Source organism: Stutzerimonas stutzeri (genome assembly GCF_000590475.1).
Lineage (GTDB): Bacteria > Pseudomonadota > Gammaproteobacteria > Pseudomonadales > Pseudomonadaceae > Stutzerimonas > Stutzerimonas stutzeri_D.
Genome location: NZ_CP007441.1, coordinates 577,553 through 593,625, shown reverse-complemented (window position 1 = coordinate 593,625; position 16,073 = coordinate 577,553). Strand labels below are relative to the sequence as shown.

Sequence of the window (16,073 nt, the reverse complement as noted above, 5' to 3'; positions counted from 1 at the left end):
GTTAGCTCTCCAGTGTGCTGATCAGCGTCGCGGATTCGGCCGGCGCATCCACCGGCACCGAGACATGAATCGAAGTGCCCTCGCCCGGCTGGCTTTCCACCAGCAGCGTGCCGCCGAGCATCTGCGCCCGTTCCTGCATGCCGACCAGACCGAACGAGGGCCCATGACGGCCCGGCAGGGCGGCGAAGCCTTGGCCATCATCGCTGATGCACAAGCACAGCATATTCCCCTGCCGCTCGAGGCGGAGGCTCACCGTTTGCGCATTGGCGTGACGCATGACATTGGTCAGCGCTTCCTGGAGGATGCGGAACAGGCCGACGGCCTTGGCATCGCTCAGCTGCGGCGGACATTCCGGTACTTCCACCAGGCATGCAATGCCCGTGCGCTCCTCGAAGCGCCGTGCCTGCCAGTCGATGGCCGAGGCGATGCCGGCGTCGAGAATCGGCGGGCGCAACGCGGTTGCCACGTCGCGTACCTGCTGGAACAGCTGGGCAATTAGTCGTTTCATGCCCTGCAGCCGTGCCGCCAGGCCGGGGTCGAGTTGGGCGAAGCTGATCTCGCACATGGAGATTTCCAGCTTCAGTACCGTGAGCATCTGCCCCAGCTCGTCATGCACTTCTCGGGCGATATGGGCCTTCTCTTCTTCGCGCACGGTTTCGACGTGCGCCGCCAGTTTGCGCAGTTGCGCGCGCGAGGCATCCAGCTCCAGCTCGATTCGCTTGTTGTCGGTGATGTCCCAGACGATGCCGTCCCAGACCTGCCGGCCCTGCAACTGGCCGCGCACCGAGGCCCGGATATCGGCCCAGCGGATCTCCCCGGACCGCGTAAGGATGCGCCCCTGCCAGCGCCAGTCACTCATGCTTTGCAGCGCCTGTTGTTGGCTGCTCCAGTAGCCTGGCTCATCATCGGGATGGACCAGGCTGCGGATGCCGCGGCCGGGCTGCAACAACAGCTCCGCGGAATAGCCGACCAGGCGCTGGCTGGCCTCGCTGATGTAGGCGATGCTGACCGGCCCGCCAGCGTCCTGACGCTCGAGGCGGAACACCAGCCCGGGCACGTTACCCGCCATGGCCTTGAGCCGCGCCTCGCTCTCCTGCAGCGCGGCACTGGCGCGGCGGCGCTCGGTGATGTCGGCGAGAAACACCACCAGGTATTCCTTGCTGCCCAGGCGCAGAAAGCTCAGGGTCACCGCAGCCGGAAACCGGCTCCCGTCGGCACGCTGCCACTCACACTCATGCACCCGGAGGTCATCGACGCCGCTACGCGCGTCGCGCCAGAGCTGCAGCCAGTCGTCCAGTCCCAGACCCGGTTCCAGTGCCTGTAAGGGCTGATCGAGCAACCGTTCAGTGGCGTATCCCAGGAGTTCTTCTGCGGCCTGGTTGGCGTAGCGCACACGGCTGTCCCAGTTCAGCCAGAGGATGCCCACGGTGCTGTGATCGAGACAGAATTGCGTCAGGCGCTGCGCCTCTTCGGCGGCCTCGCGCAGCTCGATATCTCGCCGTGCCGACTTCAGCCGAGCTTCGAGCAATCCCTGCTGACGCCGCTGCCAGACCAACATGACCACCGTTGCCGCCAGCAACAGGGCCAACAGCAGGCTGAGACTGCGCCAGTAACTGATGCGTCGCGACTGATCGATGCTGCGTGATTTCAACCACTGCTCCTGCAACCGACCGAACTCCTGCGCGGGAAAGTTGCGTAGCCCCTGGTCGATGATGGCGCTCATGATCGGGCTGTCGCGCCGCGAGCCGATACGCAGGAGCTGTGGATTGCCGAGATCGCCCACCACGTCCAGCGAGGCGTACTCGGCTTTTTGCGAGAGCAGGCCAAACAACGGCTCGTCGACGATGGCGAAACGCACCCGCGCCTCGAGCAGCTGACGCAGCGCTTCCATCTGGCTGTCTACCTCCAGCACCGGTTGGCTCGGGTAGTTGCTGTTCATGTAATCGGCGACCGTTCCGGGCCCTTCCAATGCAATCAGGTCACTGCTGTTCAGCCGCTCGAGATCAATCGCACGCGGGCCGTTGACGTCGCCGATGATCAACCGCGCCACGCGCAGGAAGGGGTCACTGTAGCGCCAGACATGCAAGCCGTTGGCGGTCTGCCGCAGGCCGGGCGCGAGGTCGATCTCACCGGATTGGATGGCCTGTTCCAACGCGGCTTCGTTGGTGTAGCGATGCCACTGCAACGCCACCCCGAGGGTGACGGCGAGCTTCTCCATGAACTGCACACTGAACCCGGACAGTCGCCGCTGACGTTGGTCATACTCGGCATAGGGCGCGATCATTACCACGCCCACACGCCATAGCCGATGCTCGTCCAGCCAGGCCAGCTGCGCGTCGCTCAGCGGAACGCTCGCGGCCAGCGCTGGTAGCTGAACCAGTGCAAGTAACAGGCAGCAATAACGCAGCAGAGATGACAACATAAACCTCACCTAATCGGCGGGTATGCCGAAAGCGTTTTGTAGTGCATCTGCACCGCCCGCGCCAGCCATCGTTACGGCCTGCCAGCCAGACACCCGGGAGATCCAATGCCTCGTTTTCGCGATTCACTGCGGTGGGTTGCCATCCTGTCCTCGACCTTGACGGTGCTGACGGTCGCCGCTGCGGATGAGCCGGCCACGACCGCACCCGCTTCCGTGCCGGTTCCAGCCGAGCGGCCCGAACTGCCGTCACGCAGCGACACGATGGCAGCGGACCTGCTACGTCAGCTGCCCAGCAGCGAGTTCGTCAGCCTGAAGGCAGGCACCAAGGATTTCGTCGCACTCTGGCGGCCGGCCAACGTTGGCGACCCCAAGGGGATCATCATCCTGTTGCCCGGAGAGGGAGAAACGGCCGATTGGCCGCGTGGCATCGGCCCTCTGCGCCGTGGTCTGCCCGATTACGGTTGGCACACCCTGAGCCTCAGCCTACCGGACTCGCCTAGCCTGAACCCACTGGCGGGCCCGGAAGAGCCGACGGAGCCGCCAGCCGATCCCGCCGAAGCAGAACCACAGCCGCCCGTGGACGAAAGCGCACCCAGTGAGGCCGGGTATCTGCCAGAAGAAACGGCAGCACTGCCGGATGAAACGCCTATTGACGGCGCAGCGGCAGAAGAGTCCACCGCGGCGCCACCCGCTGAAGTTGCCCAGGCCGAGCAGATCGCTGAGCGTATCGAGGCAGCCCTCGCCTTCGCGCGCAGCAAGCAACCAGGGGCCATCGTGCTCCTCGGCCAGGGCACTGGGGGCTACTGGGCCGCACGCTATATTCAGCAGTTGGCACCGACCGATGTCCGGCACCTGTTGATTATCCAGCCGCGCCAACCCGAAGGGCAGGAAGAGCCGCTTGCACGCCTGATCCCGACGCTCAAGCTGGCAACGGGCGATTTCTATTACCAGGACAGTAACAGTCAGCGTTCGGCAGCGCGCGAGCGGCTCAACGCGAGCCGTCGAAACAAGCATCCGGCCTACAAGCAAGTTGGGTTACAACCACCCACTGGCGACCGTGAAGCCGCGCAGGAACAACTTCTGCGCCGGGTTCGCGGCTGGCTGGCCAAGCAGACGTAACGGCCCACAGCCCAGCGCATCGATGCCGCGTCAGCGAAAGCCGCGCCGCTCGCGGATCAAGGTGTATGCGTTGTGTAACTCTCGGGTTCGCTCGGTCGCTTCGCGGACTTGCGACGCCGTCGCGCCAGCGCCGGCCTGCTTGTCCGGGTGATGTTTGCTGAGCAACCGTCGATAGGCACGCTTGATCGCCTGAGGCTCGCTGTCGGCGCGCACGCCAAGTAGTCGCAGGGCTTGTTCATAGGCGCCACCGAGGTTGCTCGGCGCCCCCTGGCGCCGCCCACCGCTTGGATCCAGCGCCGCGATGGCTGCTGAATCCCAGCCCATCCATCGTCCCCATAGCATCACCAACTCGTGCTCACGCGCGTCGATCTGCCCCTGCGCCCGGGCCATCCGCCAGCAGGCCTGAAGCACTCCCTTGGCCTCGTCGTGACGCCCTCTCAAGCGCTGCAGTGGACCGCGTAATCCCTCACCGCTGGACTTACCCCGGTAGAACGCATCAATGGCGAGACGCTGAGCCGTCGGGTTCAGATGTCGCCGCTGCATCTCTTGGCGTGCAATCTGGATATGCGCCTCGCTGATTCGCCCGCTGCTCTTGGCCAGGCGGCCGAGCAGGAAAAATAGCAATTCGTCGCCCTGCATCAGGGCCTTGTCGCCGCCCATCCGCTCGCGCAGCCTGGTCCACGAGTGCAGCCCGAGGTGGCGATCGAGCACCTGCCCGAGCAGTGCGCCAAGCAGCGCTCCCGGAATACTCGCGATCAGCCAGCCGATCAGTGCCCCCAACAGCGTAATGGGCCAGAACATTCAGCGCTGCGCCTCCAGGATTCGCTCGACCTCGGCCAGGCGTTCGTGGGTACCGACATCGACCCAGCGCCCGCTGTAATGCTCGCCACTCACCTGTCCGGTCGCCATCGCTTGACGCAGCAAGGGTGCAAGCTTGAATGCGCCGGCGCTGCAGCCTTCGAACAATCGAGGGTGCAGCACGGCGATGCCACTGTAGGTGAAAGTTGCAGCCGAAGCACCGGCTTCGATGACCTGGTCACCAATCAGCGCGAAGTCGCCGGCCGGATGATGTGGCGGATTGCTCACCAGCACCAGATGCGCAAGCCCACCGAGCGGCTGCGCCAGGGCGGCGAAGTCGTAATCGGTCCAGATGTCGCCATTGACCACCATAAACGGTTGATCGCCCAGCAGCGGCAGCGCGCGATGGATACCGCCGCCGGTCTCGAGCGGCTCGCCCTCCGCCGAGTAATCGATGCGCACGCCGAACCGACCGCCCGTTCCCAGGTACGCCTCGATCTGTTCGCCTAGCCAGGCATGATTGATCACCAGCTCGGTGATGCCCGCCCTGGCCAGCGCACGCACGTGATATTCGATCAGCGGCGTGCCGCCCGCCTCTACCAGCGGTTTGGGCGTGTGCAAGGTCAATGGGCGCAGGCGCTCGCCCTTGCCCGCCGCAAGGATCATGGCCTTCATGGCTGCACCACCGGTCCCGACGGCAGGCCTTGCAGCAACGCGCTCAGCTCAGCCAGTTCCGGGCGGCGCGCGGAAACCGTCTCGATGTACGCGAAGAAGCGTGGCACGTCGGCCAGATAGCGTGGTTTGCCGTCGCGGTGGCAGATCCGCCCGAAGATGCCAATGACCTTCAGGTGCCGCTGCAGTCCCATAAGGTCACTGGCGCGCTGGAATTCGTCGAAGCTGGGCTGGACCGGAACGCCCGCAACGCGCGCGGCGTCCCAGTAGCCCTGCAGCCAACTCTGTACTCGCTCCTCCGGCCAGCTGAGGAAGGCATCCTTGAACAATGAGGTGATGTCGTAAGTCACCGGGCCGATGACGGCATCCTGGAAATCCAGGACACCAGGGTTCGGTTTGCTGATCATCAAATTGCGTGGCATGTAATCGCGATGCACCAGGACCTTTGGCTGCGCCAAAGCCGAGTCGATCAGCAGCCGGCAGGCCCGTTCCCAGACCTCCAGCTCGGCCGCACTGAAGCGATGCCCTAAGTGGCGCAGCACATACCATTCTGGAAACAGTTGCAGCTCACGGCGCAGCAGAGCTTCGTCATAGCTCGGCAGCGAGGTTTCCAGCGGTTGGGTCTGAAAGGCTAGCAAGGCCTGGATGGCGTCGGTGAACAGGTCGTCGGCGTTGGTTTCGTCGATGACATCGAGGTAGGTTTGCCGCCCCAAGTCGCTCAACAGTAGAAAGCCGCGCTCCAGATCCTGGGCGAGAATCGCCGGTACGTTGACGCCCGCCTTGGCCAGCAACTCCGCCATCGCAACGAACGGCTGGCAGTTTTCCTGTGGCGGCGGTGCGTCCATCAAGATGAAGCTTCGCCCCTGCGCCTCCCAGCGAAAATAGCGGCGGAAACTGGCGTCGCTGCTGGCCGGAACCAGTGCCACCTCCGGTACGCTGCCCCAGCCTTCGCGCTCGAAAAGCGCGCTCAGCTGGGGTTTCAGCCAAGCGCGCAGGTCCTGTAGACGTTGATCGTGTTGCGGCATATTCAGTGCTCTCCACGGCGCTAGCCGATAGGCGGGTCATGCTTTATTATCCAGCATCTTTTTCAGCCCATCGAGAGGCGTGCGGCCCAGCCCGGCCGATGGCTCGCCGCAAGCACGGACCCAAAAAACAAGATGGCAGTCAAATATCCCGCTTTTCGTAAAAAATTCCCCCTACTGGTTACCGGCGGTCTCCTCGCATTGCAACCTGTAGCGACTCCTCTTGTCATCGCAGCCGAGCAGTTTGCCTGTCAGCCCGGCGCGGGTGGAAGCTGGAGCTGCGCATCCGACGCCGCCAGCCCCGACCTGCCGCCCCGCCCCGTCCATCGTGGCAGTGCTGCCAGCGACGCCACCGCCGCCGCACAACCGCGCGCCAGCAAGGCCGAACGCCAGACAGCCACCACCAAACTGGTGACTGAGAGCAAGGGTCTCGCGCTGGCATCGCGCAGCGCCGACTACAGCCACCTGGACTGGGTGCCGCGTGATCAACTGACCAATGCGCAACTGGCCGAGACGGGCCCCTATTGCGCTGGTACCTATGTTGAACCGAGCCGTCCCGGTCGGTTCGACGAAACCCCGATGAGCGACGCACCGACGTACGTCTCGGCGAAAGCCACGCGGTACGAGCAGCAACAGGAAGTCGCGACGCTGGCCGGCGATGTGGTGTTGCGCCAAGGCAGCATCCAGGCCGAGGCCGACGAAGCCAGTCTGTATCAATTGGAGAACCGCGGCGAGCTGAAAGGCAACGTTCGCCTGCGTGATCGCGGCGCTCTCATGGTCGGCGACCGCGCCGAACTCTTCCTCGATACCGGTGAAGCCCAGGTCGAGAACGCCGAATATGTGGTCCATGAAGGCAAGGTCCGCGGCAGCGCGCAGTATGCCAAGCGCACCGAAGACGCCATCATTCGCCTCAAGGACGGGACCTATACCCGTTGTGAGCCGGGTGACAACGACTGGTATCTGCAAGGCAACAACGTCACTCTGAACCCAGCGACCGGCTTTGGCTCGGCGACGAACGTGACGCTTCGGGTCAAGGGCGTCCCGGTGTTCTACACGCCTTATATCTATTTCCCGATCGACGATCGCCGCCAATCCGGGTTCCTCGCGCCCAGCATCAGTTCCTCCAGCGATACCGGGTTGTCACTGATCACACCTTACTATTTCAACCTGGCACCGAATTTCGACGCCACGCTCTACCCGAACTACATGACCGACCGCGGTCTGCTGATGGAAGGCGAGTTCCGCTACCTGACCCGCAGCAGTGAAGGGCAGTTCGGCGCGGCTTATCTGGATGACAGTAACGACGACCGCAAGCTGCAGTCCGAGTACGAAGACCAGCGCTGGATGTACAGCTGGCAGCACCGGACCGGCCTGGACAATCGCTGGCTGGCAGAGGTCGACTACACCGACATCAGCGACCCCTATTACTTCCAGGACCTGGACACCCAGCTGGGCATTGACCAACCGGACCATCTCGACCAGCGCGGCACGCTGAGCTATCGCGGCGAAACTTACACCGCGCGCCTGAATGTGCATGCGTACGAACGCGCCACCATCGCCGACGTCACGCCTTATGAACGCCTGCCTCAACTGACGCTCAATGGCGCGCTGCCGTTCCAGCCGGGCGGTTTGCGTTTCGCCTACAACACCGAATTCGTGAGTTTCCAGCGCAGCTTGCGCAGCGGTAACTTCATCAATGATGACGGTAATCCCGAGCGGTGGTATGACGATCGTTTGAGCGGCCTGACTCGTGCCGAAGGCGAGCGTTTGCATCTTGAGCCCGGCGTCAGCCTGCCGCTCAATTGGAGTTGGGGCTTCGTCAAGCCGTCGCTTAAATACGCCTATACCAAGTACGACCTGACGCTGGACAATACCGGCCGTGGCCAGGTAACCGACTTCAACGACTCGCCCGATCGCAGCGTGCCGATCTTCAGCGTCGACAGCGGCCTGTATTTCGATCGCGACACCCAGTGGTTCGGCAAGGATTATCGCCAGACCCTCGAGCCCCGGATGTTCTATCTGTATGTGCCGGAAGAGGACCAGGACGACATCCCCATATTCGACACTGGCGAAAGCACTTTCAGCTACTCCTCACTGTGGCGTGAAAATCGGTTCTCCGGCAAAGACCGCATCGGCGACGCCAACCAGCTATCGCTCGGCGTGACCAACCGTTGGATCGAGCCGAATGGGCTGGAGCGCCAACGGTTCAGCATCGGCCAGATCATGTATTTCCGTGACCGGGAAGTGCAGTTGCCGAATCTCGAGGACCGTCCGGGTTCGACTTCAGATGTGTCGCCATATGCGCTCGAATACATGTATCGCTACAACCGCGACTGGCGCTTCACGTCGACCTTCAACTGGGATCCGGATGCCGGCAGCACGCGCTCAGGCAGCGCCATGTTCCATTACCAGCCAGCTGACAATCCACGGAAGATCGTCAACTTCGGCTATCGCTATCGCAACGATACCGTCCGCTTCGACCAGGCGACCGGCCAATGGACCTATGGCGGCGACTACGGCACGCCGGGCACCGCCGAGTACATCAAGGACTACTACAAGATTAACCAGCACGACATCTCCACTATCTGGCCGATTCTGCCGCAGTGGAGCGTGATCGCACGCTGGCAGCATGACTACAGCCGCAACCGTACCTTGGAAGCCTTTGGTGGTTTCGAATACGACAGCTGCTGCTGGAAGGTGCGCCTGATCAACCGCTACTGGATCGATTACGACGAAACCAGTCTCAACCCATCGCAGAACGACGAGCCGGATAACGGCATCTTCCTGCAAATCGTCCTCAAGGGACTCGGCGGCGCATTCGGCAGCACGACCGAGACATTCCTCGACGAAGGCATACAAGGTTACCGTGAACGTGAAGATCAAGCTTTCTGATTACCTGCGCCCACTGCTGGTGGGCGCGTTCTTGCTGGGCAACGCCACGCTCGTCGCTTCGGCCGGCGCCGAAGTGCGTGCGCTCGACCGTATCGCCGCTATCGTCGATAACGACGTCATCATGCAAAGCCAATTGGACCAGCGTATTCGCGAGGTCGAGCAGACCATCGAGAAGCGCGGCGCCGAAATGCCGCCGCGAGATGTCATGCAGCAGCAGGTGCTAGAGCGCCTGATCACCGAGAATCTCCAGTTGCAGATCGGTGAGCGCTCAGGCATCCGCATCTCGGATGAAGAGCTCAACCAGGCCATGGCCACCATCGCTCAGCGTAACAACATGAGCCTCGACCAGTTCCGCGCTGCCCTCGAGCACGACGGTCTGAGCCTGGATACCGCCCGCGAGCAGATCCGCCGAGAAATGGTCATCAGCCGCGTGCGCCAACGGCGCATTGCCGAGCGCGTTCAGGTGTCGAACCAGGAAGTCGAGAATTTCCTCGCCTCCGACCTTGGCAAACTGCAACTATCCGAAGAATACCGGCTGGCCAATATCCTGATTCCAGTGTCCGAATCAGCCGACTCGGCTGCCATCCAGACGGCAGAGAAAACCGCACAGGATACTTACGAACAACTGCAAAATGGGGCGGACTTCGCCAAACTGGCTGTCTCTCGCTCAGCCAGCGAAAACGCACTGGAAGGCGGTGACATGGGTTGGCGTAAAGCCGCTCAGCTACCTCCGCCGTTCGACACCGAAGTGAGCACCATGAATGTCGGCGACTTCACCCAGCCGGTCCGTACACCGCCAGGCTTCATCCTGCTCAAAGTGCTGGACAAGCGCGGCGGTGATACCCAGGTGCGCGACGAGATCCATGTCCGCCATATCCTGATCAAACCGAGCCAGATCCGCAGCGAAGAGGAAAGCCATCGCCTGGTGGAGCGCCTGCGCGACCGCATCCTAGCCGGCGAAGACTTTGCCGAGCTGGCTAAGAATTTTTCCGAAGACCCGGGCTCGGCGCTCAACGGTGGCGATCTCAACTGGATCGATCCGAGTTCACTGGTACCGGAATTCCGCGAAGTCATGGCCAACACTCCGAATGGCCAGCTGTCCGAAGCCTTCAAGACCCAGTACGGCTGGCATATCCTCGAAGTATTGGGACGCCGCGCTACCGACTCCAGCGAAGAGTTCCGCGAGCAACAGGCGCTGGCGCTACTGCGCAACCGCAAATATGAAGAAGAACTGCAAGCCTGGCTGCGTCAGATACGCGACGAGGCGTACGTCGAAATCAAGATCTGATATCGACGTAGCACGCCACCAGCGGGCCCGCCAGTTTGGCTGGCCCGTTTTTTTTACCCGCTTGAGGCTGATCGACATGACCGTCCAACGCTTCGCCCTGACCCCCGGCGAGCCCGCCGGCATCGGTCCCGACCTATGTCTGTTGCTCGCGCGCGACAGCCAGCCTCACGCCTTGATCGCCATCGCCAGCCTCGAGCTGCTGCAAGCCCGCTCAGCCGAGCTGGGGTTGAACACCACGCTGATTGAGGTAACTCCGGCACGTTGGCCGGACCAGCCGGCACCGGCGGGCAGCCTGTATGTCTGGGATACCGCGCTCGCCTCACCGGTAACAAGTGGCCGGCTCAGCCCGGCAAACGCCCGCTACGTCCTCACTACTCTGCAACGCGCCGGTAAAGGCTGCCTCGATGGCAGTTTCGCCGGGATGATCACTGCGCCAGTGCACAAGGGGGTTATCAACGAGGCGGGCATCCCGTTCTCTGGGCACACCGAGTTTCTGGCGGAGCTGACAGACACCGAGCAGGTGGTGATGATGCTCGCCACCCACGGCCTGCGGGTTGCACTGGTGACCACACATCTCCCGCTCAAGGAGGTCGCGGCCGCCATCACTTCCGAGCGCCTGCAGCGTGTGACACGCATTCTGCACAGCGATCTGGTGGAGAAGTTCGGCATTGCCCATCCCCGTATTCTGGTCTGTGGGCTCAACCCTCACGCCGGCGAAGGCGGTCACCTGGGTCGCGAGGAAGTCGAGATCATCGAACCGACCCTGGAAGCGCTTCGTCGCGAGGGGCTCGACCTGATCGGCCCGCTGCCCGCCGACACCCTGTTCACCCCCAAGCACCTCGATCACTGCGATGCAGTGTTGGCGATGTATCACGATCAGGGATTACCAGTGCTGAAATACAAAGGCTTCGGTGCGGCCGTCAATGTCACCCTGGGTCTGCCGATCGTGCGCACCTCGGTCGACCACGGCACCGCGCTCGATCTGGCCGGCACCGGCCAGATCGATACCGGCAGCCTGCAGGTGGCGCTGGAAACGGCGTATCAGATGGCTAGATAGCTGGAAGCTGGAAGCTGGAAGCTGGAAGCTGATCGATGTTGGTTGGCGTATGGCCCCCCGGCAGCGTCGATGGATGTAAAAAGCGGAATCTACTTCCCCCTCGGCTAACGCAGGGTAGCTCTTGTCCGCCGATCGCAGGTTTGCTCGATGCAAAAAGCGACATCCACCCCAGCCTGTTAAACTGCGTACCTTTTCGCTTCCAGCTTCAGGCTTCCTGCTTCAAGCTGCTTCTGGGTACTGCTGTCCATGTCCGAGAACTATCAACACCGCGCGCGAAAGCGCTTCGGTCAGAACTTCCTTCACGATGCCGGCGTGATTCATCGCATCTTGCGCGCCATCCATGCCAAGCAGGGTGAACGCATGGTCGAGATCGGACCGGGTCAGGGCGCCCTGACCGAAGGCCTGCTCGACAGCGGAGCGCACCTGGACGTGGTCGAACTGGACCTGGACCTTATCCCGATCCTCCAGCAGAAATTCGCCGACCGAGACAATTTCTCACTGCATCAGGGCGATGCTTTGAAGTTCGATTTCGCCCAGCTGAGCCGGGAATCCGCGAGCTTGCGCATCGTCGGCAACCTGCCGTACAACATCTCTACGCCGTTGATCTTCCATCTGCTCGACCACGCCGCGCTAATCCGCGACATGCATTTCATGCTGCAGAAAGAAGTGGTCGAACGGCTCGCCGCGCAGCCAGGCGGCGGCGATTGGGGACGCCTGTCGATCATGGTGCAGTACCACTGTCGCGTCGAACACCTGTTCAATGTCGGCCCCGGTGCCTTCAACCCGGCGCCCAAGGTCGAATCCGCCATCGTTCGCCTCGTGCCGCACGAAGTGCTGCCCCATCCAGCGCGCGACCATCGCCAGTTGGAAACCGTCGTTCGCCAGGCCTTTAATCAGCGCCGCAAGACACTGCGCAATACGCTAAAGGGCCTGCTCGATGCAGACGCGATCGCCGCGGCCAATGTCGACGGCAGCCTTCGCCCGGAACAGCTGGACCTGGCCGCGTTCGTAAGATTGTCAGATCAACTTTCCGCCCGCAGCTGCGCCGCGTCTGAAGGCGAGCCCACCAGCAGGAGTTCCCATGCCTGAAGACCAGCGCTACCGGATCGATGTCAGCGTCAGCCCGACCTACCTGGCCGACCAGTCGCAGCCGGAACAAAACCGCTATGCCTTTGCCTACAAGGTAACGATCGAAAACAAGGGCCAGCTCATTGCACAACTGCTGTCTCGTCACTGGATCATCACCGATGGCGACGGCAAGGTGCAGGAGGTGAGCGGCGCCGGTGTCGTTGGCGAACAGCCAGTGATCGCACCGGGTCAGCGGCACGTCTATACCAGCGGTACGCTCATGGCATCACGCGTCGGCACCATGCAAGGCAGCTACCAGATGCTTGCCGAAGACGGACACCGCTTCGACGCCGAGATTGCCCCCTTCCGGCTGGCCGTACCCGGAGCCTTGCATTGACTACCTATGCTGTCGGCGACCTGCAAGGTTGCCTCGAACCCCTCAGATGTCTGCTGCAGCGGGTCGATTTCAGCTCCTCTCGCGACTGTCTATGGCTCGCCGGGGATCTGGTCAACCGCGGCCCACAGTCGCTGGAAGCGCTGCGCTTCGTACGCGATCTGGGCAGTTCTGGCGTCACAGTGTTGGGCAATCATGATCTGCATCTTCTGGCCGTTGCGCATAATGTCGAGCGGCTGAAAAAATCCGACACGCTCCAGGCGATCCTCGATGCGCCCGACCGAGCCGACCTGATCGACTGGCTGCGTCAGCAGAAGCTGATCCATCACGACACCGAACGAGAAACGACCATGGTCCATGCTGGCATCCCGCCGCAATGGACGCTGACCAAGGCCCTGAGGCGAGCTGCCGAGGTCGAACAGGCATTGCGCGACGACGCCATGCTGCCGCCCTTTCTTGACGGCATGTACGGCAACCAGCCCGCCAAATGGAACAAGGAGCTGCACGGCATACCGCGGCTGCGCCTGATCACCAACTATTTCACCCGCATGCGCTTCTGCAAGGCCGACGGTACGCTCGATCTGCAGGCCAAGGAAGGGCTCGACTCGGCACCGCCGGGCTTCGCGCCCTGGTTCAGCCATCCCAGCCGCAAAACCCGCGGCTGCAAGATCATCTTCGGCCATTGGGCTGCACTGGAAGGTCACTGCAACGAGCCTAATGTGTATGCACTGGATACCGGTTGCGTATGGGGCAACACCATGACTCTGATGAATCTCGACAGCGGAGAACTCCACCGCTGCGATTGCGAGGCCAACCATGACTGACTTCAAACGTATCTCGCCAGACCAGGCCCAGGCGCTGCGCGGCAGTGGCGGTGTAATCGTCGATATTCGCGATGCGAACAGCTACGCCAGTGGCCATATCACCGGTTCGACACATCTCGACAATCAATCCTTACCGGATTTCATCGCGGCTGCGGACCTCGACCACCCGCTCGTCGTCACTTGCTACCACGGCCACTCCAGCCAGAGCGCGGCCGCCTACCTGATCAACCAGGGCTTCTCCGATGTCTACAGCCTCGACGGCGGCTTCGAGCTGTGGCGCCAGACCTTTCCTCAGGACGTCGAGCAAGGCGATCCCCGCTAAAAAATATCCGCCCCCAAAGGCCGCGTATTGCGCGGCCTTGCGCCTGCGATCCGACGAAACGCAGCGGTAAAAGCAGCTCTGTTCCCTTGAATTTGCTGAATCCGAACTATCCTTCAGTTCAGGCCATCCAAACAGGTGAAAGCCGTGTACCGGCTACCGGGCCTCAGGTTTTCGACCATTAGGTGTTCGGGGGGACTCCAGGGCCGACATGTCGGCCGCACCTGAATGCCTGATGACAACACCGGCTCCGAGCATCGTCCGAGGTGAAGTCATGAGCATTTTCAGCCATTTCCAGCAACGATTCGAAGCAACCCGCCAGGAGGAGTATTCGCTTCAGGAATACCTCGATCTGTGTAAGGAAGACCGGGGTACCTACGCTACCGCAGCCGAGCGCCTGTTGATGGCGATCGGCGAGCCCGAACTGATCGACACGTCGACTGATTCCCGACTGTCGCGGATCTTTTCCAACAAGGTGATCCGACGCTATCCCGCATTCGAAGACTTCCACGGCATGGAAGACTGCATCGATCAAATCGTTTCCTACTTCCGGCATGCCGCACAGGGGCTGGAAGAGAAGAAACAGATCCTCTACCTCCTCGGCCCGGTAGGCGGCGGCAAATCGTCTCTTGCCGAAAAACTCAAGCAGTTGATGGAACGGGTGCCTTTCTACGCCATCAAGGGTTCGCCGGTGTTTGAATCGCCACTGGGACTGTTCAATCCGGCCGAAGATGCGCAGATTCTCGAAGAGGACTACGGCATCCCGCGCCGCTACCTGAATTCGATAATGTCGCCTTGGGCCACCAAGCGCTTGCAGGAGTTCGGCGGCGACATCAGCCAGTTCCGGGTGGTCAAGCTGTACCCCTCGATCCTCAACCAGATCGCGATCGCCAAGACCGAGCCGGGCGACGAGAACAACCAGGACATCTCCGCGCTGGTGGGCAAGGTGGATATCCGCAAGCTCGAGGAATACCCCCAAAACGACGCTGATGCCTATAGCTATTCGGGCGCACTCTGCCGCGCGAACCAGGGCATGATGGAATTCGTCGAGATGTTCAAAGCGCCGATCAAGGTGCTGCACCCGCTGCTGACCGCTACCCAGGAAGGCAACTACAACAGCACCGAGGGCCTAGGCGCGATCCCCTACAATGGCATCCTGCTGGCTCACTCCAACGAGTCGGAATGGCACACCTTCCGCAACAACAAGAACAACGAAGCCTTCATCGACCGTATTTACATCGTCAAGGTGCCGTACTGCCTGCGGGTAACCGATGAGATCAAGATCTACGACAAGCTGCTGTTCAACAGCTCCTTGTCCAAAGCGCACTGTGCGCCCGACACGCTGAAAATGCTGGCGCAGTTCTCCGTCTTGAGCCGCCTGAAAGAGCCGGAAAACTCCAACATTTATTCGAAGATGCGGGTCTATGACGGCGAAAACCTCAAGGACACCGACCCCAAAGCCAAATCGATCCAGGAATACCGCGATACGGCCGGCGTCGACGAAGGCATGAATGGTCTGTCGACCCGCTTCGCCTTTAAGATCCTGTCCAAGGTGTTCAACTTCGATCCGCACGAGATCGCCGCCAACCCGGTGCACTTGCTCTATGTACTGGAACAGCAGATTGAGCAGGAGCAGTTCCCCGCCGAGGTCCGAGAACGCTACCTGCGATTTATCAAGGAGTACTTGGCGCCGCGTTACGTCGACTTCATTGGCAAGGAGATCCAGACCGCATATCTCGAGTCCTACAGCGAATACGGTCAGAACATCTTCGACCGCTACGTGCTCTACGCAGACTTCTGGATTCAGGATCAGGAATACCGCGACCCGGAAACCGGAGAGATCCTCAACCGCGCCGCACTCAACGAAGAACTGGAAAAAATCGAGAAGCCGGCCGGCATCAGTAATCCGAAGGATTTCCGCAACGAGATCGTCAACTTCGTGCTGCGTGCCCGCGCCAACAACAACGGCAAGAATCCGTCCTGGCTCAGCTACGAGAAGCTGCGGGTGGTGATCGAGAAGAAGATGTTCTCCAACACCGAGGACTTGCTACCGGTCATCAGCTTCAACGCCAAAGCCAGCAAGGAGGATCAGAAGAAGCACAACGATTTCGTCGTGCGCATGGTCGAGCGCGGCTATACCGAGAAGCAGGTACGCCTGTTGTCGGAATGGTACCTGCGGGTCCGTAAATCGCAGTAAC

At 61.7% G+C, this 16,073-nt stretch carries 13 protein-coding genes; 9 read left to right on the top strand and 4 right to left on the bottom strand.

Annotated elements, in window-relative coordinates; genetic code table 11:
- Nucleotide 1: 1 nt before the first annotated feature.
- Nucleotides 2–2,422, bottom strand: a complete 2,421-nt coding sequence (locus CH92_RS02770; RefSeq protein WP_038622737.1) for a PAS domain-containing sensor histidine kinase — start codon at nt 2,420–2,422, stop codon at nt 2–4.
- 105 nt (nt 2,423–2,527) lie between these two features.
- Between CH92_RS02770 and CH92_RS02765 the strand changes: the two genes are divergently transcribed.
- On the top strand, nt 2,528–3,541 hold the full coding sequence (locus CH92_RS02765) for an alpha/beta hydrolase family protein (RefSeq protein ID WP_025240274.1): 1,014 nt from the start codon (nt 2,528–2,530) through the stop codon (nt 3,539–3,541).
- Between the two features lie 30 nt (nt 3,542–3,571).
- Here the strand turns inward: CH92_RS02765 and CH92_RS02760 are convergent, their stop codons facing one another.
- The 3 genes from CH92_RS02760 to CH92_RS02750 are packed head-to-tail and all read right to left on the bottom strand — an operon-like array spanning nt 3,572 to nt 6,036.
- A complete protein-coding gene (locus CH92_RS02760; RefSeq protein WP_025240273.1) occupies nt 3,572–4,342 on the bottom strand; it encodes a DnaJ domain-containing protein in 771 nt (256 codons plus the stop codon).
- On the bottom strand, nt 4,343–5,014 hold the full coding sequence (gene murU, locus CH92_RS02755; protein ID WP_025240272.1) for an N-acetylmuramate alpha-1-phosphate uridylyltransferase MurU: 672 nt from the start codon (nt 5,012–5,014) through the stop codon (nt 4,343–4,345).
- Entirely contained in the window at nt 5,011–6,036 is a 1,026-nt protein-coding gene (locus tag CH92_RS02750) for an aminoglycoside phosphotransferase family protein (protein WP_025240271.1), read from the bottom strand. Before CH92_RS02750 ends, murU begins: the two co-directional genes overlap by 4 nt.
- Nucleotides 6,037–6,168: 132 nt before the next feature.
- On the opposite strand from CH92_RS02750, the gene CH92_RS02745 reads away from it, so the two are divergent.
- The 8 genes from CH92_RS02745 to CH92_RS02710 all read left to right on the top strand — a co-directional run bounded on the left by CH92_RS02745 (nt 6,169) and on the right by CH92_RS02710 (nt 16,072).
- On the top strand, nt 6,169–8,925 hold the full coding sequence (locus CH92_RS02745; protein ID WP_025240270.1) for an LPS-assembly protein LptD: 2,757 nt from the start codon (nt 6,169–6,171) through the stop codon (nt 8,923–8,925).
- On the top strand, nt 8,906–10,213 hold the full coding sequence (locus CH92_RS02740; RefSeq protein ID WP_025240269.1) for a peptidylprolyl isomerase: 1,308 nt from the start codon (nt 8,906–8,908) through the stop codon (nt 10,211–10,213). The genes CH92_RS02745 and CH92_RS02740 overlap by 20 nt, the downstream gene beginning before the upstream one ends.
- A gap of 76 nt (nt 10,214–10,289) precedes the next feature.
- The gene (gene pdxA, locus CH92_RS02735) at nt 10,290–11,270 is read left to right on the top strand and encodes a 4-hydroxythreonine-4-phosphate dehydrogenase PdxA (RefSeq protein WP_025240268.1); all 981 of its coding nucleotides are present in this window, start codon (nt 10,290–10,292) and stop codon (nt 11,268–11,270) included.
- Nucleotides 11,271–11,516: 246 nt separating this feature from the next.
- Nucleotides 11,517–12,359 (top strand): 16S rRNA (adenine(1518)-N(6)/adenine(1519)-N(6))-dimethyltransferase RsmA, encoded by an 843-nt coding sequence (rsmA, locus tag CH92_RS02730; protein ID WP_025240267.1) that lies wholly within the window; start codon nt 11,517–11,519, stop codon nt 12,357–12,359.
- A complete protein-coding gene (gene apaG, locus CH92_RS02725; protein WP_025240266.1) occupies nt 12,352–12,735 on the top strand; it encodes a Co2+/Mg2+ efflux protein ApaG in 384 nt (127 codons plus the stop codon). The genes rsmA and apaG overlap by 8 nt, the downstream gene beginning before the upstream one ends.
- Nucleotides 12,732–13,556, top strand: a complete 825-nt coding sequence (locus tag CH92_RS02720) for a symmetrical bis(5'-nucleosyl)-tetraphosphatase (RefSeq protein ID WP_025240265.1) — start codon at nt 12,732–12,734, stop codon at nt 13,554–13,556. Before apaG ends, CH92_RS02720 begins: the two co-directional genes overlap by 4 nt.
- Nucleotides 13,549–13,878, top strand: coding sequence for a thiosulfate sulfurtransferase GlpE (gene glpE / locus CH92_RS02715; protein WP_025240264.1), 330 nt, complete (start codon nt 13,549–13,551; stop codon nt 13,876–13,878). Before CH92_RS02720 ends, glpE begins: the two co-directional genes overlap by 8 nt.
- A 271-nt stretch (nt 13,879–14,149) precedes the next feature.
- Nucleotides 14,150–16,072: a PrkA family serine protein kinase gene (locus tag CH92_RS02710; protein WP_025240263.1), complete on the top strand. Its 1,923-nt coding sequence runs from the start codon at nt 14,150–14,152 to the stop codon at nt 16,070–16,072.
- Nucleotide 16,073 lies beyond the last annotated feature (1 nt).